At 46.1% G+C, this 23,337-nt stretch carries 21 protein-coding genes; 16 read left to right on the top strand and 5 right to left on the bottom strand.

Annotated elements, in window-relative coordinates; genetic code table 11:
* Positions 1-72 precede the first annotated feature (72 nt).
* The 3 genes from H1230_RS09650 to H1230_RS09660 all read left to right on the top strand — a co-directional run bounded on the left by H1230_RS09650 (position 73) and on the right by H1230_RS09660 (position 1,883).
* A complete protein-coding gene (locus H1230_RS09650; RefSeq protein ID WP_239715263.1) occupies positions 73-687 on the top strand; it encodes a hypothetical protein in 615 nt (204 codons plus the stop codon).
* A 139-nt stretch (positions 688-826) separates the two neighbouring features.
* Positions 827-1,417 carry a hypothetical protein gene (locus H1230_RS09655; RefSeq protein WP_239715264.1) on the top strand — a complete coding sequence of 197 codons (591 nt, stop codon included), beginning with the start codon at positions 827-829 and terminating at the stop codon, positions 1,415-1,417.
* A gap of 274 nt (positions 1,418-1,691) precedes the next feature.
* Positions 1,692-1,883, top strand: coding sequence for a helix-turn-helix transcriptional regulator (locus H1230_RS09660; protein ID WP_239715265.1), 192 nt, complete (start codon positions 1,692-1,694; stop codon positions 1,881-1,883).
* Positions 1,884-2,578: 695 nt separating this feature from the next.
* Here the strand turns inward: H1230_RS09660 and H1230_RS09665 are convergent.
* The gene (locus tag H1230_RS09665; protein ID WP_239715266.1) at positions 2,579-3,079 is read right to left on the bottom strand and encodes a hypothetical protein; all 501 of its coding nucleotides are present in this window, start codon (positions 3,077-3,079) and stop codon (positions 2,579-2,581) included.
* A 596-nt stretch (positions 3,080-3,675) separates the two neighbouring features.
* On the opposite strand from H1230_RS09665, the gene H1230_RS09670 reads away from it, so the two are divergent.
* The 11 genes from H1230_RS09670 to H1230_RS09720 all read left to right on the top strand — a co-directional run bounded on the left by H1230_RS09670 (position 3,676) and on the right by H1230_RS09720 (position 16,552).
* Complete coding sequence (locus H1230_RS09670; RefSeq protein ID WP_239715267.1) at positions 3,676-4,074, top strand: hypothetical protein; 399 nt, start codon at positions 3,676-3,678, stop codon at positions 4,072-4,074.
* 182 nt (positions 4,075-4,256) lie between these two features.
* Positions 4,257-4,640: a hypothetical protein gene (locus H1230_RS09675; protein WP_239715268.1), complete on the top strand. Its 384-nt coding sequence runs from the start codon at positions 4,257-4,259 to the stop codon at positions 4,638-4,640.
* 827 nt (positions 4,641-5,467) lie between these two features.
* Positions 5,468-6,424: a carbohydrate kinase family protein gene (locus H1230_RS09680; protein ID WP_239715269.1), complete on the top strand. Its 957-nt coding sequence runs from the start codon at positions 5,468-5,470 to the stop codon at positions 6,422-6,424.
* 10 nt (positions 6,425-6,434) lie between these two features.
* Positions 6,435-7,901, top strand: a complete 1,467-nt coding sequence (gene gtfA / locus H1230_RS09685; protein WP_239715270.1) for a sucrose phosphorylase — start codon at positions 6,435-6,437, stop codon at positions 7,899-7,901.
* A 27-nt stretch (positions 7,902-7,928) separates the two neighbouring features.
* The gene (locus H1230_RS09690) at positions 7,929-8,729 is read left to right on the top strand and encodes an alpha/beta hydrolase (RefSeq protein WP_239715271.1); all 801 of its coding nucleotides are present in this window, start codon (positions 7,929-7,931) and stop codon (positions 8,727-8,729) included.
* 93 nt (positions 8,730-8,822) lie between these two features.
* Positions 8,823-10,526, top strand: coding sequence for a sensor histidine kinase (locus H1230_RS09695; protein WP_239715272.1), 1,704 nt, complete (start codon positions 8,823-8,825; stop codon positions 10,524-10,526).
* A 10-nt stretch (positions 10,527-10,536) separates the two neighbouring features.
* The gene (locus tag H1230_RS09700) at positions 10,537-12,132 is read left to right on the top strand and encodes a response regulator transcription factor (RefSeq protein ID WP_239715273.1); all 1,596 of its coding nucleotides are present in this window, start codon (positions 10,537-10,539) and stop codon (positions 12,130-12,132) included.
* Between the two features lie 142 nt (positions 12,133-12,274).
* A complete protein-coding gene (locus tag H1230_RS09705) occupies positions 12,275-13,816 on the top strand; it encodes an ABC transporter substrate-binding protein (RefSeq protein WP_239715274.1) in 1,542 nt (513 codons plus the stop codon).
* A gap of 71 nt (positions 13,817-13,887) precedes the next feature.
* Complete coding sequence (locus H1230_RS09710) at positions 13,888-14,811, top strand: ABC transporter permease (RefSeq protein ID WP_239715275.1); 924 nt, start codon at positions 13,888-13,890, stop codon at positions 14,809-14,811.
* Between the two features lie 12 nt (positions 14,812-14,823).
* Complete coding sequence (locus tag H1230_RS09715; protein WP_239715276.1) at positions 14,824-15,717, top strand: carbohydrate ABC transporter permease; 894 nt, start codon at positions 14,824-14,826, stop codon at positions 15,715-15,717.
* Positions 15,718-15,745: 28 nt separating this feature from the next.
* Complete coding sequence (locus H1230_RS09720; RefSeq protein WP_239715277.1) at positions 15,746-16,552, top strand: Nif3-like dinuclear metal center hexameric protein; 807 nt, start codon at positions 15,746-15,748, stop codon at positions 16,550-16,552.
* 216 nt (positions 16,553-16,768) lie between these two features.
* Here H1230_RS09720 and H1230_RS09725 read toward each other — a convergent pair whose 3' ends face one another.
* On the bottom strand, positions 16,769-17,611 hold the full coding sequence (locus H1230_RS09725; protein WP_239715278.1) for an SDR family oxidoreductase: 843 nt from the start codon (positions 17,609-17,611) through the stop codon (positions 16,769-16,771).
* Between the two features lie 94 nt (positions 17,612-17,705).
* Here H1230_RS09725 and H1230_RS09730 point away from each other — a divergent pair, with 94 nt between their 5' ends.
* Positions 17,706-18,119 (top strand): MerR family transcriptional regulator, encoded by a 414-nt coding sequence (locus tag H1230_RS09730; protein ID WP_239715279.1) that lies wholly within the window; start codon positions 17,706-17,708, stop codon positions 18,117-18,119.
* 110 nt (positions 18,120-18,229) lie between these two features.
* Here H1230_RS09730 and H1230_RS09735 read toward each other — a convergent pair whose 3' ends face one another.
* From H1230_RS09735 to H1230_RS09745, 3 genes are all read right to left on the bottom strand, one after another.
* Entirely contained in the window at positions 18,230-19,060 is an 831-nt protein-coding gene (locus H1230_RS09735) for a carbohydrate ABC transporter permease (protein WP_239715280.1), read from the bottom strand.
* Positions 19,060-19,932: a carbohydrate ABC transporter permease gene (locus tag H1230_RS09740; RefSeq protein ID WP_239715281.1), complete on the bottom strand. Its 873-nt coding sequence runs from the start codon at positions 19,930-19,932 to the stop codon at positions 19,060-19,062. The genes H1230_RS09735 and H1230_RS09740 overlap by 1 nt, the downstream gene beginning before the upstream one ends.
* 83 nt (positions 19,933-20,015) lie before the next feature.
* Positions 20,016-21,347, bottom strand: a complete 1,332-nt coding sequence (locus tag H1230_RS09745; protein WP_239715282.1) for an ABC transporter substrate-binding protein — start codon at positions 21,345-21,347, stop codon at positions 20,016-20,018.
* A 192-nt stretch (positions 21,348-21,539) separates the two neighbouring features.
* Between H1230_RS09745 and H1230_RS09750 the strand changes: the two genes are divergently transcribed.
* Positions 21,540-23,324 carry a cache domain-containing sensor histidine kinase gene (locus H1230_RS09750; RefSeq protein ID WP_345773413.1) on the top strand — a complete coding sequence of 595 codons (1,785 nt, stop codon included), beginning with the start codon at positions 21,540-21,542 and terminating at the stop codon, positions 23,322-23,324.
* Positions 23,325-23,337 lie beyond the last annotated feature (13 nt).

Below are 23,337 nucleotides of genomic sequence, written 5' to 3' on the forward strand. Positions count from 1 at the left end.
GACGGGATGAGGTATGCTTGATAACGGATTTGAGCAATGTCAGTTCTATTTCATAACAAGGAGGCTATTAATTTGATTCAACAAATTATTGATGCACTAGCTGAATTAACAGAAGGTGAGGGGTATTTCTCTATTGATCAAGCCGTACGGGTAGACAACGACTTGCACCTCACCCTAACCATGTACAAGGAGGTTTACGGAAGAACTGTAGGAAAGCATGCCTCCTGGAGCATTATTTGCGAGGATGTACGTGAAAACAACCTTGGAATCAGCAGCTCATTTCTTTATTTGCGTATTTTGAGAGATCATCCGGTTTTATTTAAATACAACAAACCCTACTTTCGGATTTTAGGTCCAAAAAAGATGGCGGAAAACGAAAAAATTTATGGTCAGCTTTTTAAAGAACTTTCTAATTTTCTAAATAAATATGATGCTGTTAATAGAATTCATGATTTTCTGTCTGTTCAGCAAGGTTTCACTCAAGGCCTTATTTCACTTACCGCTGGGCCTCAGGAAATTGCAGATATTTACCGCAAGGTGCTGGAAAAGGAGTCCATGCAGGTTACGCTCCAGTCCTATCCGCTTATCCACTCCGATACAGGAACGGAACAAATCCTGCTGTTCGTTAATGCAGAACATTCCCTTTATGTTGTCGCTGAACATTTTCATATTACAAGAATGGATTAGCCTGCCTTTGATTTCAATTATATGAATAGGAGAACATTATGATTAAGAAAAAGAGGGGCGCTCTTCTATTAAAGGCATATATAAGATTATTCATGACTCCTACGAATTACTTGCTGATTCAAAATTAAGTTATACAACTATGCGTGTTAGAATTGTTAAAAACACTCGCCTCACAGTGTGTCCTTACTGCAACAGAGACTACATTAACTGTAGAGCACCGCATGTTTCAGGTGCCCAATTAGATCATTTTTTCATCAGATCAAAATCCCCCTTGTTTGCAGTCTGTCTGTATAATCTCATTCCTGTCTGTGGTAATTGTAACAGGGTTAAAAGTTCATCTACATCAGCATTTGCTTCACCTTTTGATAACAGTATCGATTGGGGAAAGGACTTAACTTTTTCATATACCGGGACAAATTCAGATCATATAAAAATCACTTTAGACCCTAAAGGTAATCTGAAGACCAATATTGATACAATGAGAATTGAAGAAGCTTATCAAATACATAGCTCAGAGGTACTGGATTTAATAGAGAGGGAACAGATGTATAACAGCTCGCAAAAGAAAGAGTTGATAGATGTATTAGGTCCGGAAAATTTGACTGATGAGGATATTAAAAAAATTATTTTCGGTCCTGAGATTACGAAAGAGGGCATGCGAACTAAACCACTTGGAAAAATGATGTATGATTTGCACAAGGAATTAAAGATATATAATCGCGAAGAGTAATGAGCTTGAGGAAAAATCAAAGCATTCCCTGTCAAGAACAAGCACTGCCGGCTTCTCTACAATGAACAATGAAAGGAGAGGTGTGAATTTGGAAACGATCCTGCTGCTTCACCAGGTGATTGAATATGTGGAGCAGAGAACTTGAGCTCCGCAATAGGAGTCGAGGATATCCCCGGAGTAGCGATGATTCGAAATACCATTTTCAGCGTATGTTCCATACCCTGACGTGCTTCACCGTTACTGAATATGTATCAAAAGGCGGCTTACGCTTGCGGTGGAAGAGCTGGCCGGGACGGACAGCAAGGTGATCGATATCACGCTTAAGTATGGTTACGAGACACCGGATTTTTTCGCCAAAGTGTTCCAGAGGATGTATGGGGTAACCCCGCATATGGCGAAGAAAAAGAACGTGAAATCATTTCTCCGAATCTCCTTTCAAATTCAGATCAAAGGAAAACTGAAATGAATTATCGGGTGGTTGAAGAGAAGGGTTGCCTCGTCATTGGAAAAGAGGTTATCGTTATACTAATTTTTACCCAAGTGGTCACATTTTTTCATATCTATGTATCACGGTGCATTCGAACGTAGATATGTAAGGATTTAAATGACTTGTCCCCAGACTTTACTTCGGTTTCTCTCTAACTTACATACCCCTTTCTCTCCACTGGCAGCGAAGGGCCCACTTTCATACAAAAAGGGCAGTCACGCAAAGCTTCTGCCCTTCATTCTGCTAACATTTTTGCTAACATGGCCGCATATCCAAATCTCTGAACGCAGAGAGTATGGAACTCAAAAAATTACCCGTAATCCGATGGTTAAAGGATTTATGCTCGAGCTTTCCGTGGCGCAGAAAAGGGGATATAGGAACTACTTCAAGACTTAAAATTCTGCGGTATGTTAGTACCGTACGGGTTCGATCCCCGTTCTCAGCACTACAAGGTTTTCAGGGGGTTGCTCCTGAAGCTGACTTCCGCAAAACCGCTTTAAATCTCGTTGTCCTGTGTACCTTAAAGGTCGTTTCAACAACATAGGATACAAACATGAATCCTCCTTTGCAGCGCTTGAGGCTAAATCTCAGGTGAAGACGAAGGAGGTTTTTGTTATGGAGCAATGGATGGGAGTACATATGAAGTATTGATGGATTTTTTGGTTTAGTGTAAATCAATTATCCTTAAATTCAGCGCTGCTTAATTCTAGTGCAGATTGATAATCTTTTGCGGGAGCAACGATTTGCTGATCTTTTATAATACCCCCGTCTTTCTCAGGTCCCACCGGCTCATTCAGAAGAATCTTAACGTTGTCGAACGAACCATTCTTCCAAACAAAACCGAAAGTAAAACCACTCGGCTTATTGTCAAAATAGACAATATTGCCCCAACCGTTCCTAACGTCTCGATGAAATAGTATATCCTCCATTTGATACTTGCTGTAATCGTATCTGTCTACTGCAATACGACCACTAAAATATTGATTGCGAAATAACGGGCGATGAAGTTTCCCCTTAATGCTAAGTGAAACCGAAGTGGCTGAATTAGCATCGCCTGGTCTAAATTGAACTGCCGGATAGGTTACATCAATAGCTTTGGGGAAGCTATATTCTATGCAAAAAAGAACTCCAACGATTGAAACAATCAAAATAAATATAAGTAATTTTTTCTTCAATAATATCTCCCCCATTCTGGTGTCGAGTAGATAAATTTACTGATACTCTGAATAAGCGATGTTTTTAAAAATAATAAAGACAAAATAATGTTTTTGTTACATTTAATATAAAATAAATGGTAATTTAAAGAAAATCTTCCCCGTATGAAGTTTATTATATTTTTTCTGGCATCTAAAAGATATAACAGCTCATTAAACGAGTGGAAAGGTTCTATAGGATTAGGATAAACGATAGAATTTTTTGGTAGGAGACTCAACAGGATATAGTGTGGATTTCAATGCCTATAATAGAGAATTCAACTGGTTATTTTACAGGCTTTAGTTTCTCATAAAAAAGTTTGTGAGGTTGAATGTAGAGACTAAATGACCAAAAATTTCTACCTATTCTAAAAAAATACAGTAAAGAAAGAACCATTTATTTTATATATTAATTCTGATAATGTACAAATATGGATATTAATAGTATTAATATTCCATAAAAAGAAAAGGGGTAATTTTTTGAACTATTATTTGCAGGAAGAACTGTAGAGGCGGAAAGTTCTGTTACTACAACAGAGAGCATCGTTGCAAACTTATTAAACTCTCGTGAAAACAAAATGGAAAATTTCAGAGATTTAAGCACGAAGGCAACTTTCTCCTCTGAAAGAGAGGCTACGTCCCCTGAATTGGATTACCTTTATGATGAAGCGTTAAACATCATTAGAGTAATGGAGGAAACAACAGGACGAGTGTTAAAAGACTTTATAATGGATTTTAAACAGACATCCAGCGAGAACTTAGGGAATAACACTATTATTACAGGTGAACTGACACAGACTATTATTTGGGAAGGTTCCGATGAAGATACTGCTTTGAAGGATATGGTTACATTCACCGTTTCTAGCGATACCCAAGCAGTTACTAAATCAACATTTCCAAAAAGCGCGATAACTGGCGATGAGCTGGTAAAAAAAGCAATTAACAACCTTGAAAAGTATTCAACTAAAAAAAATTAATTTGCACAGAATGCACAGGAGCAATCATATATGTAACATGGGATTTCTATATCATTAACACACCGGATAGTGTTATTCCATACTTCACACATATTTTGTAGGAAAATGACGTTGACAATGGTACAATCTAGAGATTTTACCATTGTTTTATAATTTCTGTTTGATTGAGGGAGAAATTACTAATGAGAAATAAAAGAAAGTTAGTCCTTTCATTTGTTCTTTTATTTGTTATTGCATATATCTCATTTGGTGCATGGATTGTACATGATACTAAAATTATTCTTGAAGAAGCCATGAAGCGAAACGCCGATATGAGGTACATGAATAATTCAGCATTTGAAAGTATTAATCCAGTCGAACGCGGAATGACAGCGGAAAGCTTTAAATATAGTAAAGGCTACCATCATATCGGTTTTGTATTTCCGCTGCACTTCTTCGTAGTATCAAAAGTATTTGTAACTCAAGAATATAAAAATGATGATTTTGCATTTAGAGAACCTGTCGATTTAACACTAATATTAAAATCTGGAAAGTGGTATGCAACAAAAGTAAGCATTAAACCGTAGTTGGGATAACCTATCGAAAATTACCGATGAGCAGATTACGCTTGATTCGGTCAATGTTGTAGTGAACTCCTGTACAAGCTGTACGGTGGAAATAATCTGTTTTGCTCTGGATGCACCAATGCCCTCGACGCGCATTAGCTCCTGCTCAGTTACATCGACCAATGAGGCCTCATTGGGAAAGCATTGATACAGTTCGTTTATAACATAACTGTTGGGCTTTTCTCTGAGGATAGAAGCCAGCAAATGCCTGTAGGATTGCGTTTAATCGTATTCAAATGGATCGACCTCTAAGTAAGAATTAGTGGACGTAAAAAAGAGCAGAAGTGCAAGGTTCCTGCTCCAATCTATTTGCTAACATGGCTACATATCCAAATCTCTGAACGCAGAGAGTGTGGAGCATGAAAAAGTGTCTTTAACCCGCATGGTTAAAGGCATTATGCTCGATCTCTCCGTAGTGTAGAAAATGGACTAAGGGGACTGTTTCAAGACTTGAAATTCTGCGGTACGTGAGTACCGTAGGGTTCGACCCCCGTCCTCGGCACTAGTAAATAAGGGTTTCAGCTCATTAGAGCTGGAACCCTTGTTTGTTTTTAAGCAGGTTTGCTAGTATTGGCTGTAATGCTGATAGTTGAATGACCCAGCCATACCTGAATTTCTTTCAGGCTTATTAACCTATAGCAAGAGCCTTGAATTCATGAGCTCTGGTTCCGTCCCCATGATGAGCCTCTGAATTGAAAAAAAAGCACGTTTTTTTTGAAGTATTACGTATGCAGAAGAAATAGAATGGTAGATGACGAAAGGATATTGGAGTTTTAGGGGGAAATCGGGTGTTTAATTTCGGTGAGGCAATATCATTTGAAGATAAAGCGAACGATGTGTTAACGGTTGGTGAACTGCTCGTTGACATGATTTCCAACGATTACGGCGATGCTTCTGAGTGCAGCGGATATACCAGATATTTTGGCGGGTCGCCTTCGAATATTGCCATTAATGTCAATAAGCTTGGTATCCGGTCTCATGTTGCTTCGGCAGTTGGAAGAGATGGTCTCGGAACGTTTCTGGTAAACGAATTACAAAGTGCTGGAATGGATACAAGCGGAATCCAGCGGGTGGACGAGTCTACCAGTATGGTAGTCATCACGAAGAGCCAGGAAACGCCAATTCCCATCTTCTACCGCGGCGCGGACAGTGAGCTTGCGTACAATGATTCTTTGGAGCAAGCTTTGATCCAGTCCAAAATTGTCCATTTCTCTTGCTGGCCGATCTCGAGAGTCCCCTCACGTTATGCGGTGGAACGGGTGATCGAAATGGCAAGAGAGCATAAGCTGCTGATCGGCTTTGATCCTAACTATCATCCTCTGATTTGGCAGAAGGGTGAGGATGGTGTATCCTATGTCAAATCTATCATACCAAAGGTTGATATTATCAAACCTTCGGAGGATGATGCAGAGCGTCTATTTGGGCTAGGTACACCGGCTGAGCAAGTCGGGAGGTTCCTGGAACTTGGAGCCAAGCTGGTGGTGATGACCTTGGGCAAAGAAGGGGCGATGGTCTCAAACGGTATGGAAACGTTGACATTTGAGACAAAAGCTACGAGGATCGAGGATACAACCGGAGCAGGAGATGCCTTTTGGTCTGGATTTTATGCGGCTGTCGTCAAGGGGTATACTCTCAAAGAGGCGCTGGAACTTGGCTTCGCCGTCAGCGCGTACAAATTGAAATTTACAGGTGCGGTAGTGAATCTGCCAATTCTGGAAGTATTGAAACAACAATTTGGCCTGTAGGAGGTTTCGAATGACACTGAAGAATCAAGTACAGCTGATCACGTATCCAGATTCATTGGGCGGAGACCTGAAAAAACTGCATCAAGTTCTCCGTAAGCACTTCGTTGATATATTTGAAGGCGGGATTCACATTCTCCCGCCCTTCCCTTCCTCCGGGGACCGGGGCTTTGCTCCACTCACCTACCTTGAAATTGAGCCGGAGTTCGGCACATGGGAGGATATCCGGAATATCGGAGAGCAGTTTGATGTCCTAGTTGATCTTATGGTCAATCACATCTCTAGGCAATCGCCTTATTTTCAGGACTTCCTGGAGCAAGGCCGCGCTTCGGAATATGCCGATTTATTTATAACACTGGACAAAATCTGGGAGAACGGAGAGCCAGTGCAGGCGGATATAGACAGAATGTTCCTCCGCAGACCTTTGCCTTATTCCAGCTTTCCCGTCGAGAGCGGCGGAGTAGAGAAGGTCTGGACGACCTTTGGCAAAACGGACCCTTCGGAGCAAATTGATCTGGATATCCATTCCTCGTTGACCCGTGAACTGCTGCGGTTGTTTTTTGATAATTTCAAGAAGCATAACGTCAAAATTGTAAGACTCGATGCTGTGGGATATATCATCAAGAAGCTGGGAACCAGTTGTTTCTTTGTCGAGCCGAACATCTATGAATTCCTTGACTGGATCAAAGAATTGGCGGATTCGCTGGACATAGAGCTGCTGCCGGAGGTGCATGCGCATTATAGCACCCAATACAAGCTATCGGAGTATGGTTGCTGGATATACGACTTCATCCTGCCCTACCGGGTGCTTGAGGCACTTACGGGCAGGTCAAATACAGAGCTCAATTCCTATCTGAAGACCCGTCCGCATAAGCAGTTCACCATGCTCGATTGTCACGACGGTATTCCTGTCAAGCCGGATCTTGATGATCTGATCGATACGAAGGAAGCCCGGGAGCTGGTTGATCTCTGCGTGGACAGAGGGGCTAATCTGAGCCTGATTCTGTCGGAGGAGCATAAGGCGCAAGACGGATTCGATGTCCATCAGATTCGCTGCACGTATTATAGCGTCCTGAATGAAGACGATGATGCTTATCTTGCTGCGCGAGCGATTCAATTCTTCGCCCCTGGGATTCCGCAGGTCTATTATGTGGGCCTGCTGGCCGGCAGCAATGATCTGGAGCAGGTGGCCCTGACGGGTGAAGGACGCGATATCAACCGCCATAATTACACCTTGGAGGAAATTGAGGAAGGGCTTGAACGGGATGTTGTGAAGCGGCTCATCAAGCTGATTCGCTTCCGCAATACTTACAGTGCCTTCGGAGGTACCTTCCAGGTGCTTGAGGCGGCAACAGATGAGATCCGCTTAATGTGGGAGCATGGCGGGAAATATTGTCGGCTGTTCATCCATCTGCAGGATTATCAGACGGTCATTGAATATGTGGATGATGAAGGCAAAGATGCGGTTTATCAGGTATAATCCTAATGCTGTTAAGGAGTGATTATTTTGGCTACATTGCAAATAAGCTTTTATTCGAAAAGTCTGAAAAGAGAAGTAACGTTTAATGCGTTAATGCCGGTTGATCAGCCTGAAGGAGTGGGACTTCCCGTATGGTCAGGACAACCTTTGAGGGCGCTCTATCTGCTGCACGGCTTCTCCGGGAGTCATAACGACTGGATGAACTTCTCACGGATCAGAGAGCTGGCGGACAGATATCAGGTTGCAGTCTTTATGCCTGCAGGCGAGAATCACTTCTATCTGGATGATGAGAACAGGGAAGTATACTTCGGTGAATATATCGGCAAAGAGCTGGTGGACTTCACGCGCAAGCTGTTCCCGTTGTCTGAGGCGCGCGGGGATACTTGGATTGGTGGTTTATCCATGGGAGGCTATGGAGCGATCCGCAACGGTCTGAAATATGCAGAACAATTCGGCCGCATTATAGCCTTGTCATCGGCACTTATTCCATATAGTATTGCGAACATAGCCCCTGATCACAATGACGGGATCGGCAGCTATAAATACTACACTAGCGTATTTGGCGATCTGAGCCGGCTGCTTGGCAGTGATAAAGACCCGGAGAAGCTTGTGCTTGATGTGAAGGCGAAGGGGCTAGTGCTGCCGAAGCTGTATATGGCTTGCGGGACAGAGGATTTCCTGCTGGACGTGAACCGGCGCTTTCATGGATTCCTTGAAGGGGAAAAGGCCGGACACCGGTATGAAGAAGGCCCGGGAGAACACACCTGGCAATTCTGGGATGAGCATATTGAAGCTGCGTTGAAATGGGCAGTGGCGGATAGTAACTAACTGAGAGTCAAATACAAGTACGCCCCTGGGCCTCTGATCCAAAATGGATCAGCTCAGGGGTTTGCTGGATTCAGGGAAGGAAGATGTGGCAGCATGATTCGGACAAACAGTATCGTGTTCAAGTTTTCGGTGCAGATGACAGTTATTCTTGCAATACTGCTGTCCATTCTTGTTCTGAGTAATATTTACTCTCTGGAGGTTGTACGGAGCAATGCACTAACAAGCTCGCATAATACGCTTGCCATCTATCAGGCGAATATTCATAATAACTTCAATAATTTCTCCAAAGATTTAATCGAGGTGTTCGATAATAACATTGACATCGCAGTGAATGAAGCCAACATGGATGAGAGCAACCGGTATTTCAAAGTACAGGAGCTCAAAAATAATCTGATGGCCAAAATGACAAATGATTATTCCAGCGATGGCATGTTTATCAGACTTTCCGGTGAGCTCGTATTGGAACAATTTAGCAGCCGGATTCCATCCGGGGACAAGCTCGCTCTGATCGATTTCCTCAATACGCACAAGTTCAGCCCTGATCCGGCAAGTGAAAGTGATGAATGGAAGGTGTTCCAGATCGAGGGCGAATATTATTTGTTCAAGTATATTACCTATTCACAAGTCAGCTTTGGAACGCTGGTCAAAGCTGATGCCTTGTTATCGATGGTAAACAGGGGCAGTAGCGATCAGAACCGGTATGTACTCAGCAATACCGAAGGGATGATTCTATCTGCCAGTAATATGGTCCTTAAAGAGACGGACACCACATTGGACAGCATAACCAAAGAGTATCAGCGGAACTTTCTGATCATTTCCGAACCGATAGGAGAGTTTGGCCAGATCACCAATATGGTTGCCAAGGGCGGCCTGTTCTCGGGATTGAAGCTTATTCAGTGGGGCATTGCCTTATTAGCGGTTCTTTCGGCCATCGTTGTCCCGCTCGTGCTGAGGTTCTTAACAAGGGATGTGCTGAAGCCGATCCTTGAGCTGGTGAAGGCGGCCAAAGTGGTTGAGAAGGGCCAGCTGGAGTATCAGGTTCCTCAGGGTGCACCGTACTCCCTGGAGTTTATGAAGCTGTTCCATGCGCTTGAATCCATGGTTAGTGAAATCAAGGATTTGAAGATTCAATCCTATGAAGAACAGATCGAAATAAACCGCGCAGAAATCAAATATCTGCAGATGCAAATTAGACCCCATTTTTTTCTGAATGCGATCTCGACGATCACCAGCTTGTCCTATCAGAATAAGAACGATGAAATCCGGCAACTGATTCAATGTCTGTCCGAACACCTGCGCTACATGTTTAAGGGAGGGCTGGCCTCGGTTACCATGGAGGAGGAGATCAGGCATACCGAAAACTATATCCGGATGCAAGAAATCCGCTATCCCGACCAGGTCTTCTTCATGACAGAGATCAAGGATGAAGCCCGGCAGGTGCCCATTCCGCAATTCATGATCCAGACCTTCGTTGAGAATACGTTCAAGCACGCGATGTTCGCCAAAGAGATGATGTCCATCTTCATCCGTGTCCGGACAGAGACAAGGGAAGGAATCCTTTACGTCAAGATTGTCATTGAGGACAATGGAGGAGGCTTCTCTCCGGAATGGCTAAGCCAAGCAGAGGACGAAGAGGTATCGGAGGATGGGAGCAAGGTCGGCATTGCCAATATTCGCAAAACCCTCCAGCTGCTCTACAAACGTGATGATCTGCTTAAGCTGTCCAATGCAGAGAATTCTGGTGCAAGGGTGGAGATGTGGATACCCGTGAAAGAATCCGGACAGCCAATATTGTAGGAGGGATAATATGCGTTGTATGTTGATTGATGATGATATACCTACGGTTGAAGCCCTGCGCGGTATTGTAAACTGGGATGAATTTGGAATTACCGAAGTGCAGACCGCTCATAATATACAGGATGCAAAACAACTATTCGATAGCGGCGAGCCCGATTTGATCATATGTGATATTGAAATGCCCAGAGGCTCCGGGATCGATATGATTCAGTGGACGAGAGAGCGGCAGTACGAAGGGGGCTTTATTTTTTTGACCTGTCATGAGAGCTTCAGCTTCGCTTCCAAGGCGATCTCATACAATGCGGATTCTTATCTGGTCAAGCCCCTGGACAAGCAGGAGCTGGAAGCGGCACTGCGGAAGTCCATTGAGCTGCTTAAGAAGAAAATAATGATGGGTGAATACAGCAAGCTGGGGCTGGCATGGCTGAAGAACAAAGATCTGGTGGAAAGAGGATTCTGGAGTGATGTGCTGACAGCTGCAATCTCCCCCCGAATGCAGCTTATTCAAAGTGAAATGCAGAAACGGGAGTTAGCCTTGTCTGTCCATACGGACTATCAGCTTCTTCTCGTAAGTGTTCCGCGTTCCCAGATTGAGAGAGTGTGGGATGAGAGCATCTTTCATTACGCGCTCTCTAACCTGATTTCTGAAATTCTCATCAGCCGGGTGAGTTTAGGCCGGATTATTGCTTATCAGGCTGATAATGTGTTCTATAATGCGATCCTTATCGAGAGTGGAGCCGATATGAAATGGCTGCAGGATAGCGCAGAGCATATTATTCAGATGTGCAGGCAATATTTGAAGTGCACGGCTACCTGCTATTTCAGTGAGAAAGCTGCGGTCTCAGGACTCTCGCAGATCAAAGCAGAGCTGGAGCAGTTGGATGAGTCCAACATCATCTTCAGAGGCAAAGTGCATGATCAGAACGAGCCCTTCCATTATGATACTTCGGAACGCTTTACCCTTGATATTGAGCTGTTCACCCTGTTATTCGTCCAGAAGGAGAAGGCCCAGATTGTGAATCGGCTGAAGAAAGAGCTGGAATTGCTGACAAGCTTGAATAAGCTGGATTCAACGACCCTTCATTCGATCCGGGAGGACTTCCTTCAGGTGGTCTATTCCCTGCTCTCGCGGCAGCATATCCAGGCGCACCGGCTCTTTGCCGATGAGGTCAGCCAGCAATTGGCCCAGAATGCCGAGAGCAGTGTGTTCGACTTCATGAAATGGGCTCAGGCGCTTACGGACAAAACGGTGGATTCGATCAAGCAAGTGCTGCAGTCCGAGGGGGTAGTCGAGCGGGCGAAGCGGTATATCCATGACAATTACGCGCAAGACCTCAGTCGTGAGGATGTTGCTGCAAGTGTATATCTGACAGCGGATTATCTGGCCAAGATCTTCAAGAATGAGACGGGTCAGACGGTCAAGGAGTATCTGAACGAGTGCCGGATCCGAGCGGCGAAGCAAATGCTTATTGAGAGTACGACCAGCATAGGGGATATTGCCATGGACACTGGTTTTGATACGATTTCTTATTTCTCCACCGTATTCAAGAAGCTGACAGGAGAGACACCGATAGCCTATCGTTCCAAGCACAGAACCGTCAGATAGCACAAAGCTCCGCTTGTCCCGCCGGGAAGCGGAGCTTCTTGCTGCAGTACGGTTTTTCATAAAAATAGCCCGTCTTTTTGAAAGCCCGCACTCCTCCAAAGAAGTACAATGAAAGCGAAAACAACGAACAGGAGGCATTATTATGACAAGTAAAAAGGGGTTAGGTACACTGCTGTTGTCTACGGTATTATGCGGTTCACTGCTCTCGGCCTGCGGCAGCAATTCGAATACATCTAGTTCAGATTCCGGGAATACGGCCGCCGATGCCAAAGTTGCTGAAATTGTCTTCGCCCTCCCGTCTTTCAACCGGATTCCGGATGATCTGAGCAAGGTGACGAACGCGATCAATGCAATTACAACCAAGAAGATCGGGGTGAAGGTGGACTTCCGCCTGTATGGTCCGGCTGATTATGCCCAGAAGGTTAATCTGGCGCTCCAGAGCGGTGAGAAAATGGATATCTTCACCACTCTGGGGCAATTCTCCAACTATGTGTCCAAAAGTCAGATCGCTCCGCTCGAAGACATTCTTCCTGAATATGGTAAAGAGATGACGGCAATTCTGGATAAGGATTTTGGAGCGAATATCCTCAAAACCACAACGATGGATGGACATATCTATGGTATTCCGGTGAATAAAGGGATGGCTCTACCTACAAATATTATCTACAATGCGGATATGCTGGCAGAGGCCGGTATTTCGGCAGAGCAAATTCAATCGGTGGAGGATCTGCCAGCTGTCTTCGCGGCCGTTAAGCAAAAGTCACCCGATGTGATTCCGTTTGGCCCGATTAATGTGAATCCAACGGATACGGGGCTCGTGAATCTGATGAAAGGTGCGAGCAAGGTAGATTACCTGACCGATACAACCGGAGTCGGTGTCGTAATCGACGGCAGCGGCAAGGTCGTTAATTTCTATGAATCCGATGTGTTCAAGAAGGGGATTCAGATGATGAGAGAATGGTTCAATGCGGGGTATTTGCAGAAGGATACCGCAACAACGACGGTCAACGCAATGGAGATGGTATCTTCCGGACGCGGCTTCTCCTTCCTTGGAGGCTACAGCGGTATGGAGGTAGGTAAAACCCTGAGTGCGCAAGCCGGGAAAAATATTGAAACCAAACGAATTGCCCCGTTCTATTTCGATACAAGTGCCGTCAATGCCGTAACCTGGATGGTATCCAGTACCTCCAAAGAAACAGAAGCCTCTGTCAAGTTCCTGAACCTGCTCTATACGGATACGGATCTGATCAATACCATCCTCTTTGGGATTGAAGGTGAGGATTACCTGAAGGTGGATGAGCATCACGTGAAATTCCCGGAAGGCATGGACGCCAATACCGTACCTTACACAGCCATGCTAAGTTCCGGAATCGTAGGCTCCGAGTCCCTGCAGTACCAGTTAGAGGGGACCAACTGGTCGGATGTTGAACTGAAGCTGAAGGAAAACAAGGATACGGAAAGATCACCCTATTTCGGATTTATCTTTGATCAAAACCAGGTGAAGACGCAGATGAGTGCGGTGAATAACGTCGTCAATCAATATTTGCCTGCACTTGTTAGTGGATCGGTAGACCCGGAGACGATTATTCCTAAATTCATTAATGCGCTGAAAGATGCAGGCGCTCAGGCGATCATAGACAGCAAGCAAGAACAATTGGATCAATGGCTTGCTGCACAACAATAATCATTTAAATGAACTTGCTGAAGGTAGAGCACATACAGAGGCCTATCTTCAGCAATGGAGGTGAATCCGGCATGACAGCCAAACCTAAATCCAAGCCTCTCAAAAAAACACTCCCGTTATTGATTTTAGCTGCTCCGGGCTTACTGTATTTTATCATTAACAGCTACTTCCCAATGTTCGGAGTGTTCATCGCTTTCAAGGATGTCAATTACGCGAAGGGCATCTTCGGCAGCGACTGGATTGGCCTGAAGAACTTTACCTTTCTGTTCCAGACCAGCGATGCCTGGATTATGACCAGAAATACACTACTCTACAACCTGGTCTTTATCGCGCTCGGGACGATTGTTTCGATCATCATTGCCATCCTGATGTCGGAGCTGCTGAGTAGAATGTACTCGAAGCTGTTCATGACGGGCCTGATTCTACCGAATCTGATCTCGATGGTTGTCCTTTCATTGCTTGTCTTCGCATTTCTGAATGCAGACAGCGGTTTTGTCAATCATTCGATTTTGCGGCCGCTCGGTATACCGGAGATCAACTGGTATTCGGAGCCGAAGTATTGGCCCTATCTGCTGGTTCTGATCCAAATCTGGAAGACGGCAGGCTACGGCTCCATTATCTATTTCGCTTCTATTGCGGGGATCGACAAGAGCATCTATGAGTCCGCTAAAATTGATGGCGCCGGGAAGCTGAAGCAGATCCGTTTGATTACCTTGCCGCTGCTGAAGCCGACAATCATTGTACTAGTGCTGATGTCCATGGGACGGATTTTCAATTCTGACTTCGGACTCTTCTATCAGGTTCCTATGAACTCTGGTGCGCTGTATAGCACGACACAAACGATTGATACGTATGTCTACCGCGCCTTGATGCAGTTGAATGATATTGGAATGTCGGCAGCAGCCGGCTTGTATCAATCACTGGTCGGCTTTGCTCTTGTGGTCACGGTCAATGCTATCGTCAAGAAAGTTAATCCAGAAAACGCATTGTTCTAGGAGGAAATGCTTATGATACAAACAAGAGGAGAACGAACGTTTACTGTGTTTTCTGCGGTCGTGATGATCCTGCTGACGATTTTTGCCTTTTTACCTTTCCTTCTGATTGTGATTGCATCGTTCACGGATGAAACGACTTTGATCCGAAACGGATACAGCTTTTTCCCGGAGCATACCAGTCTTGAAGCCTACCTGTATATCAAATCCGCAGCATACACTTTCGTCAGAGCTTATGGGGTCTCATTTGCCGTTACCATACTGGGAACCGGATTTGGGCTGCTGATAACAAGCATGCTTGCTTATCCCATGTCCCGAAGAGATTTCAAATACCATAATGTGCTGGCGTTTATCGTTTTTTTCACCATGCTGTTCAGCGGGGGTATCGTGCCTTCGTATATTATGTGGACGCAATATTTCCATATTAAGAATACCCTGCTTGCGCTGATTCTTCCGAACCTGCTGTCCAATGGCTTCAATGTGCTGCTGGTACGGAATTACTTTAAAAATAATGTCCCGCTGGAAATTATCGAAGCTGCCCAGATCGACGGCGCGTCAGAGCTGCGGACCTTCTTCCGGATTATGCTTCCCTTGTCCATGCCGGTGATGGCAACCGTGGGTATGTTTATGGGACTCGCTTACTGGAACGACTGGATCAATGCGCTGTATTTCGTGTCGAAGCCGCAATTATACGGGATTCAAAATCTGCTGATGCAGCTGATGAGCAACATTCAATTCCTGAATTCAGGTCAGGCCAGCAGTGTGCTCGGGGCAGAGGCCGTACAGCTGCCAAGCACAGCCGTACGGATGGCTATGGCGGTTCTGGGTATTGTGCCTGTACTGTTGGTATTGCCCTTTATGCAGAAATATTTGACCCGCGGCGTTGTGATTGGTGCAGTTAAAGGCTGAGGACAGAGATGAAAAGGAGAACGAGCTTATGAAGGTACAGGAGGTTATTGACAGGATTCTGCTTGATTGCTGCGGCGGCCGCAAGCTGGAGCAGACCTGTGATGTGTTTGCGAGCGGCGATGAGGACGTGGAAGTAACAGGAATCGTAACTACGTTTATGGCGACTGTTGATGTTATTCAGGAAGCGATCTCTCTCAACGCAAACCTGATTATTACTCATGAGCCCACTTATTATACCGGAATGGACACGCTGGACTGGCTTCAGGAGGACCCCGTGTATCTGGCCAAACGTCAATTGATTGAGGCGCACGGGATTGCGATTTGGAGATTCCATGATCATATGCATCTGGCGGACACGGACAAAATCTATGACGGTCTGCTCAAGGAGCTGGAATGGGAGGACAAGAAACTCGAAGGGGAAGATTCCTGGGGGTATCAGATCGAAGAGACAACTGTCGGAGCACTGGCAGGCTTCCTGAAGCAGAGACTTGGCATGGAGGTCATTCAGATCGTGGGCAAACCGGAGGCCTCTTGCTCCCGCATAGGGATATTGGTCGGAGGCGGAAGCCTTGGGCTGGGCAGGGAACAAATGCCCATGGAGCTTATGCAGGAAAAGACTCTGGACGTGATGATTTGCGGTGATATTACGGAGTGGACGTTATGCGCTTACGTGAATGATGCCTCCATGCTCGGTTTGAACAAGGCGATGATTGTGATTGGCCATGAACGGTCCGAGGAATGGGGCATGAAGTATATGGCCGAATGGTTAGCGCCGATTGTGGACGGGCTCCCGGTTACGTTTGTCGATGCGAAGGAGCCATTTGTATATCTGTAAGTTATTCGTAAGTCTTAGGGTAGAAGTAGAGAATGATGAGATAAAAGGGAAACAATATGCGGCAGTCTAGGGATATTTTCAGTCCCGGGCTGCCGCTTTTTCCTATTGAAGAACGTAATTTTCTTGTAAGTGCTCCATAGTCGAGACGATAGACGAAAACTTGAATATTCGATAGTAAGTAATCAACGGTAATTTCTAATTTTTTTTCTTTTGAGTTCAAAAATAATGTCCTTCTTCGAGATCGGCGATCAGTCCGGGCTGCACTGGTTTCCAGCTCAGAAGCTCCCGTGTTGCCAGACTCGCCTGCGCAGTGTTGTACATGCTTGTGATATCTAATGCAGCAATGGGGCCAAGAAAGCCGAAATGGGTGGCAGCTTCCTCAGGTGTTATGCTGACCGCCGGCACGTTCAGATGACGCCCGATGACTTCGGCGATCTCGCGGAGCGGAATGCCCTCATCGCCGGCGCCAAGCAACCGTGAACCCGCCGGGGCGGATTCCAGCGCCAGACGGTACAGAACAGCCGCATCCAGGCGGTGAACCGCAGGCCAACGGTTCGTGCCATCGCCAATATAAGCGGCGAAGCCCTTCGCCCGGGCGATGTTGATCATCATCGGCACAAAGCCCTTATCGGTTTCGCCGTGCACGGACGGTGCAAGCGAGACGATGGATGACCGAATACCTCGCTCTGCCATTGCGAGCACTGCCTGATCCACGGTATGTCCGTTTGCGTGAGCCGTGGTAATGAACGGCTTCCCGGAGCCTTCGAGCGCCGCTCCTATGGCTTCAACGGCCCCCAAATCCAAGGCCAGCGCACCTTCAAAGTTGGAAAAATCGTTGGTGAACGCCAGATGAATCACGCCGTCAGCAGCAGCAGCACCTCTCTGCAGAGTATCTAGATCGTCCAGCGTGCCGTACAGCGCTTCGGCTCCAGCCGCCGTTAATCCTGTGGCTTTATCTTCAGAACGACAAAGTCCCGTCACTGTGTGCCCCGCACCGATCAGTTCCCGGACGACCGCGGAACCGATATACCCTGTTGCTCCTGTAACAAAAACATGCATAATGATATCCTCCTCCATAAGTTGACTGCTTGAACATATTAAGCATAAACTATAGAGTGGACTCTAGGGCAAGCGATCTAAAGGAGAAATGATTATGAAAATTCAGGAACTGGCGGACAAGTTGGGATTATCGATCCATACGATCCGCTTTTATGAAAAGGAAGGCTTGCTGGATAACCGGCATGTCCGCCGAGAAAGCAACAATTACCGCAACTATTCGGAAGAGGCTGTCGGGCGGTTGAAGCTTATCAAGAAGTTCCAGTCCATCGGCTGTTCGCTGGCTGAATTGAAGGAAGCTCTGCAGGACCACGACACTAATGGGCGCACCAACCTGCAGATTATAGATTGGATTATCGGCAAGAAAAAGGAGATCGAACTCAAGAAGCAAGAATACGACCGAATGCTGGACACACTTAACTGGATGCAGGAGTATCGGACTCTGCTCATCAACGATCCGCAAAAAGCTCAAGAGATGCTACAGACTTGGCATGCCAGCTCATCCGATTGAGCTGCTTTGAAGTTTCCCCATCCATCCCTTGAGAACCCGTAGAATCAAAAAAGGTGAAGCAGGCCATAATGGCACTGCCTCACCTTTCTTGATTCCATGAGTTATTCTATTTACCCCTTGACGGCACCCGCGGTAAGTCCGCTCACAATGTACTTTTGGCAGAACAAGTACAGGATGAGCACGGGCAGCGAGGTCAGCACCAGATCGGCGAAGATCAGGTTCCAGTCCCGGCTGTATTTGCCGTAGAAATTGTACACCGAGAGAGGCATCGTCCATTTCGAACTGTCGGTCAGGAAATAGAGCGGAATGGTAATATCGTTCCAGACGGACATGAAGACCATAATCGCCACGGTTGCGTTGACCGGAACGATCAGCGGTGTCACGATTTTGAAAAAAACATCAAACGTATTTGCCCCCTCCAGGAATGCAACCTCATCCAGCGCTTTGGGGATGGAACGGATGAATCCGCTGTAAAGAAACACGCTGAACGCGGTGTTGAGAGAGGCATAGATCAGGATTACACTGGTGATGCTGCCGTAGAAGTCCATCCACTGCACGACACGGATTGTAGTGATGGTGGACATCGGAGCAATCAGTCCCATAAAGAAGAACATGTACATAAAATTAGATAATTTGGTATCTCTACGGACTAGAATGAAGGAGGCCGCTGAAGAGGTGAAGATATTCAAAATGGAAGATACGCCGGTAATCAGCATTCCATTCAGAAACGCACGCCCCAGACCGCCTTCACTGAAGACCTTTGAATAGTTGGAGAATATCCATTTGTCCGGGAGCCGCAGCGAGAACTTCAGCACCTCCGTACTGGTCATAAAGCTTCCAAAAATCATAATTAACAGCGGCAGGATAATCAGCAGTGAGGCCAGGATCAGAAACCCTTCGACCAGATAGTTGCGCCAAGCCATTTTACGTGAAAAGTTCATTATTCCGATACCTCCTTACGCCGCATGAAGATCAGCAGTGGAATGGCAATGATGGTTACTGCAGCGAATAGCAATGTGTTGACTGCTGTACCCAGGCCCCAACTGCCTTCCCCGAACGAGCGGAGGATGATGGTGCCTACAACCTGTGAAGCATTGCCCGGTCCCCCGCCGGTGAGCACGAATACCTCGGAAAATACCTTGAGGCCGCCGATTAAGGTGAGCATTAGATTGATGTTGATCGCAGGCAGCAAGAGCGGAATGGTGATGCTGCGGAAGCTCCGCCATGACCCGGCACCATCGATAGTGGCAGCTTCATAGTATTCTTTGGAAATGGACTGTAATCCGGCCAAGTAGATAGCCATTTGGAATCCGGTATGCTGCCAGATGGAGACTGCGGCAACGGTCAAGATGACGATCGACGGATTGGTCAGCCAGGCCTGGTTCAACGAATGCAGGCCCACGGCATCGAATATGCGGTTAATCGTACCATCGGAGCGCAGCATGGGAGTAAACACAATGCTAATAACCAAAACGCTTAAGATCGAGGGAGAGTAAAAAATAGCCCGCAGAATATTTTTGGATTTTAGCTTCATGTTTAAGCCGACAGCAAGCGCGATCCCGAGCAGGTTTTTGCCTAATACGGTGACTACGGCAAAGATCGCTGTATTCTTGATAGCAAGCAGCAGGGTTCTGTCGGTGAAAATACGTTCAAAGTTGTCAAAGCCGATAAATTTGATGGCTTCCCGGTCCAGCCGCCAATCGGTGAAGGAATAGAAGAGCCCAGTGAGTGCAGGAAGCACGAAAAAAATGGAATAGATCAATAGTGCAGGCCAGATGAGGTAATACGAGTATAGTTTCTTTGATATTTTCATCTCTTCACACTCCTATATAGCTAGGACAGAATAAAGCCCTGACCGGACTTTATTCTGCCTGTTGTATGGTTAATTAGAATGAATTAGAATCCCTCTACTCCTTTGTCTTTCATCAACTGGCTGAATTTCTCATCCCAGGCTTTGAGAACGCCCTCAGGGTCCAAGCCACCGGCGAACTCATCCTGCAGTAGACGGTACAGCTCGCTGCGGTCTACGATCATGTAAGCATCGGTAGTCAGCACCGTCTTCTTAGGTGTGATATATTGATCGACAATCTCCTGCTTGTATTCCGGAAGCTTTGGCGTAGTGACATCGCTGAAGTTGGATACATAACCCTGAGCGTCGACAATTTTCTGTGCTACTTCTTTGCTGGCGATGAACTCGAGGAATTTCTTGGCTTCATCCATATGTTTGGCTTTTTTCGGAATGAATAATTGGCCGCCCAGCGGGCTCGCGCCTAGACTTGCGCCTTCGGAAGAAGGAATGGCGAATAGGCCCAGATGCATACTCGGATCTTTTTCGGCCACGTTCACAATCAGCCAGTCTCCCATGAACATCATCGCGGTTTCCTTATTCAGGAATTTGCCAACCGCCATATCGTAGCTATCGCTGAGAATGTCGGTGTTGGTGTAGCCTTTCTTGTAGACGTCATATTGTTGCTGAAGGAAAGTAGCGAACTCCGGAACATCGGCCCATTTTTTGCGGCCGGCATTGATGTCGTCGAAAAGGGACGGTTCGTTCTTTGCGGCCCAGTCCGCAAAAGCGGCGGCTGGCCAGATATTCGCGGCCCAGTTATCCTTGAACGGCATGAAGACTGGTGTAACGCCGCTGGCCTTGATCTTCTCGCATACGGCGAGGAATTCCTCGTAATTGTTCGGAATGGCAAGGCCCAGTTCTTTGAAGATATCCTTGTTATACACAACTCCCTGCATTCCTGTATCTTGGCTGACATGGAAGCTATAGACATGATCGTTAGCGGAGAGGACATCCTTGTTCAGCAATCTTCCCACCCAAGGCTCATTGTCGAGAATTTCGAAGTTGCGCTCCAGGTTAAGATCCGTTATGGCACTGGCCAGGTTGTATTGAATAAGGTCAGGGACCTCGTCAACGGCCAGTTTGGTCTGCAGGACGGTGGCTGTCTGTTCAGCCGGAAGCAGCTGAAGATTTACTTTAATATTGGTTTTCTGTTCGAACTCATCAAGCAGATCCTGAGCGACAAATGCCGAATCTTGCGAGCTTTTGGAGATGGCAAGCTCAATGGTTACCTTTTCCCCGCTGCCGCTGCTGTTTCCATTTCCATTGTTGGTTGCTGAAGCATTGCCAGCGCCTGAATTGTTAGAGCCGCATGCAGCCAGTGACAATGTCATTACACCAGCCAACAGACCTGTTGCTATTTTTTTCATTTTGTCATTCATGTGGATCGCCCCCGTAATGAAATTTTCTATCGTTGTGAATCCGTTTACATTTTGATTATAGAATGATGTCAATGTAAGGTACATGTTTGTACTTGACTCTTTCTGTGTAATATCCTGAACTGCAAAGCAGCTTGTTCATTTATCGGTTTGGTTGTAAAGTAGGAGCATCAAAAGGTTCAGGGAGGATTCAACTTGGCTACCATTAACAGAAAATTTGGCAGGGGCAGGTATCAGGCCACTCTGCAAACGAAGTTTTTTCTGACTTTCATGCTTTTGCTGCTGATTGTGCTAAGCTGTTTCCTGGTCTATGTTAACATTATGGTCATTCATCCGCTGAAGGACAAAACGGAGAATGAAATGAAGATGGCAGCCGCCAAAGTCAGTGATCAGCTTAATCTCTATATTAATAATCAGAATCAGCTGTCCCAGCGGATTCTGTCGAATAAAGACGTGTTCACTCTGCTGTCCGCTAGTGATTACTCGCAGCTTACCCTTGAAGGTCTGACGCGGAGCCGCAGGCTCAAGGATATCATGTTCCAGGCGCTTGGCCCGAGTCGGAATATTGAAGATATGATTATTTATAACCTGAAAGGGGCGGAGGTGGCCTCTTATATCGGATACGCCGGCAATCCGAATTCACTTGTACCGTTCCTGGAGGAAAGCGGTAAGCTTACGACCTGGAATGCAAGCGGTTACGCTGTGTACCGCCAGCCAACGAACGTAATATCCTTTGTGCGGGCGATTATGAACCAGAATGGTCAGGTGTTCGGCTATCTGGCGATCCAATTGGATCAGGAATATCTGAAAAGATCTGCAGCCGGTATTGCCAATGGCAAGGTTTATATTATGGATACAGACAATCAGCTGATCTCAAGTTCCCCAGTGCTTCAGGAGGGAGAAAAGGTTCCGGAATTTGCAGAAGCTGCATCGGCTAACGGAATCTATCTAGGCAGCAACCAGAACTATGTAGCCTATAATAGATCGGCCGAAACCGGCTGGATCACTTACGTGGTGACATCGAAAAGTGTGGTGCTTGGTCCTGTCAATACGGTGAAATACATCTCTATCCTGCTGATTACAGCGCTGATTCTGTTCTCGTTCATCTTTATCTATTTCTCTACGAAGAATCTGCTGCTCCCCATTCGTAAGCTGCGCAGCCAGATTCTGCGGATTAACTATAGCAATATGAATGTGAAGGCGGACACTCGCACCCACAACAATGAACTAATACAACTGAATGGGGCCTTTCAGGAGTTGCTCGAACGTTTGCAGGAATCCATTGAACGGGAAAAGCTTGCGCTGCATGAAGAGGTGAAGTCCCGGAATTCAGCACTTCAAGCGCAGATTGCCCCCCATTTCATACACAACGTTCTGTATCTCATCAGTATCGCCGCACAGGAAGGTAAAAATGTGGTGGTAACAGAAATGTGCAAACATTTGTCAGATAGCTTGCGTTATATTGTGTCTTCCCCCTATCAGCATGTCACTTTAACGGAGGAACTGAAGCATACCCAGCATTATTTGTCTCTGATTCAGCACAATTTCGAGGATGATCTGGAGTGGGAGATTGATGAAGATGAGATGTTTGATCTGGTCGAGCTACCCCGTCTTGTCATACAGCCGTTCGTGGAGAACTGTATTGAACATGCTTTCAAGAACACGGACCCGCCATGGAAGATCCAGGTGAGGGTGAAGGTGTATAACGGCCTGTGGGCCATAGAAATCCGGGATAACGGAGATGGTTTCGAGCCGGGCAGGATCAAGGGGATTCTGGACAATATCCATGGCTCGGATTCAGGGGTGTACGAGCTTCAGAATAATACTTCGGGGATTGGAAATATGGGCATTGTAAATACGGTGAACCGGTTGAAGCTGATGTACAAGAACCGACTTTTCTTCAACATCTACCACCATTCAGAGGAGGGTAAGGGAGCCACGGTTCAGATTATCGCATCCATGAGCAAAGATTTCTACTAAACCGGGAGGAACA

This window comes from Paenibacillus sp. 19GGS1-52, from assembly GCF_022369515.1.
Classification (GTDB): Bacteria; Bacillota; Bacilli; order Paenibacillales; family Paenibacillaceae; genus Paenibacillus_AQ.

What these genes read in the sequence shown, in the direction of transcription:
- H1230_RS09700 (WP_239715273.1), top strand. Translation starts at nt 10,537, where the DNA reads ATGCGTTGTATGTTGATTGATGATGATATACCTACGGTTGAAGCCCTG.
- H1230_RS09670 (WP_239715267.1), top strand. Translation starts at nt 3,676, where the DNA reads ATGGAAAATTTCAGAGATTTAAGCACGAAGGCAACTTTCTCCTCTGAA.
- H1230_RS09715 (WP_239715276.1), top strand. Translation starts at nt 14,824, where the DNA reads ATGATACAAACAAGAGGAGAACGAACGTTTACTGTGTTTTCTGCGGTC.
- H1230_RS09720 (WP_239715277.1), top strand. Translation starts at nt 15,746, where the DNA reads ATGAAGGTACAGGAGGTTATTGACAGGATTCTGCTTGATTGCTGCGGC.
- H1230_RS09725 (WP_239715278.1), bottom strand. Translation starts at nt 17,611, where the DNA reads ATGCATGTTTTTGTTACAGGAGCAACAGGGTATATCGGTTCCGCGGTC.
- H1230_RS09730 (WP_239715279.1), top strand. Translation starts at nt 17,706, where the DNA reads ATGAAAATTCAGGAACTGGCGGACAAGTTGGGATTATCGATCCATACG.
- H1230_RS09705 (WP_239715274.1), top strand. Translation starts at nt 12,275, where the DNA reads ATGACAAGTAAAAAGGGGTTAGGTACACTGCTGTTGTCTACGGTATTA.
- H1230_RS09710 (WP_239715275.1), top strand. Translation starts at nt 13,888, where the DNA reads ATGACAGCCAAACCTAAATCCAAGCCTCTCAAAAAAACACTCCCGTTA.
- H1230_RS09675 (WP_239715268.1), top strand. Translation starts at nt 4,257, where the DNA reads ATGAGAAATAAAAGAAAGTTAGTCCTTTCATTTGTTCTTTTATTTGTT.
- H1230_RS09655 (WP_239715264.1), top strand. Translation starts at nt 827, where the DNA reads ATGCGTGTTAGAATTGTTAAAAACACTCGCCTCACAGTGTGTCCTTAC.
- H1230_RS09695 (WP_239715272.1), top strand. Translation starts at nt 8,823, where the DNA reads ATGATTCGGACAAACAGTATCGTGTTCAAGTTTTCGGTGCAGATGACA.
- H1230_RS09735 (WP_239715280.1), bottom strand. Translation starts at nt 19,060, where the DNA reads ATGAACTTTTCACGTAAAATGGCTTGGCGCAACTATCTGGTCGAAGGG.
- H1230_RS09740 (WP_239715281.1), bottom strand. Translation starts at nt 19,932, where the DNA reads ATGAAAATATCAAAGAAACTATACTCGTATTACCTCATCTGGCCTGCA.
- gtfA (WP_239715270.1), top strand. Translation starts at nt 6,435, where the DNA reads ATGACACTGAAGAATCAAGTACAGCTGATCACGTATCCAGATTCATTG.
- H1230_RS09745 (WP_239715282.1), bottom strand. Translation starts at nt 21,347, where the DNA reads ATGAATGACAAAATGAAAAAAATAGCAACAGGTCTGTTGGCTGGTGTA.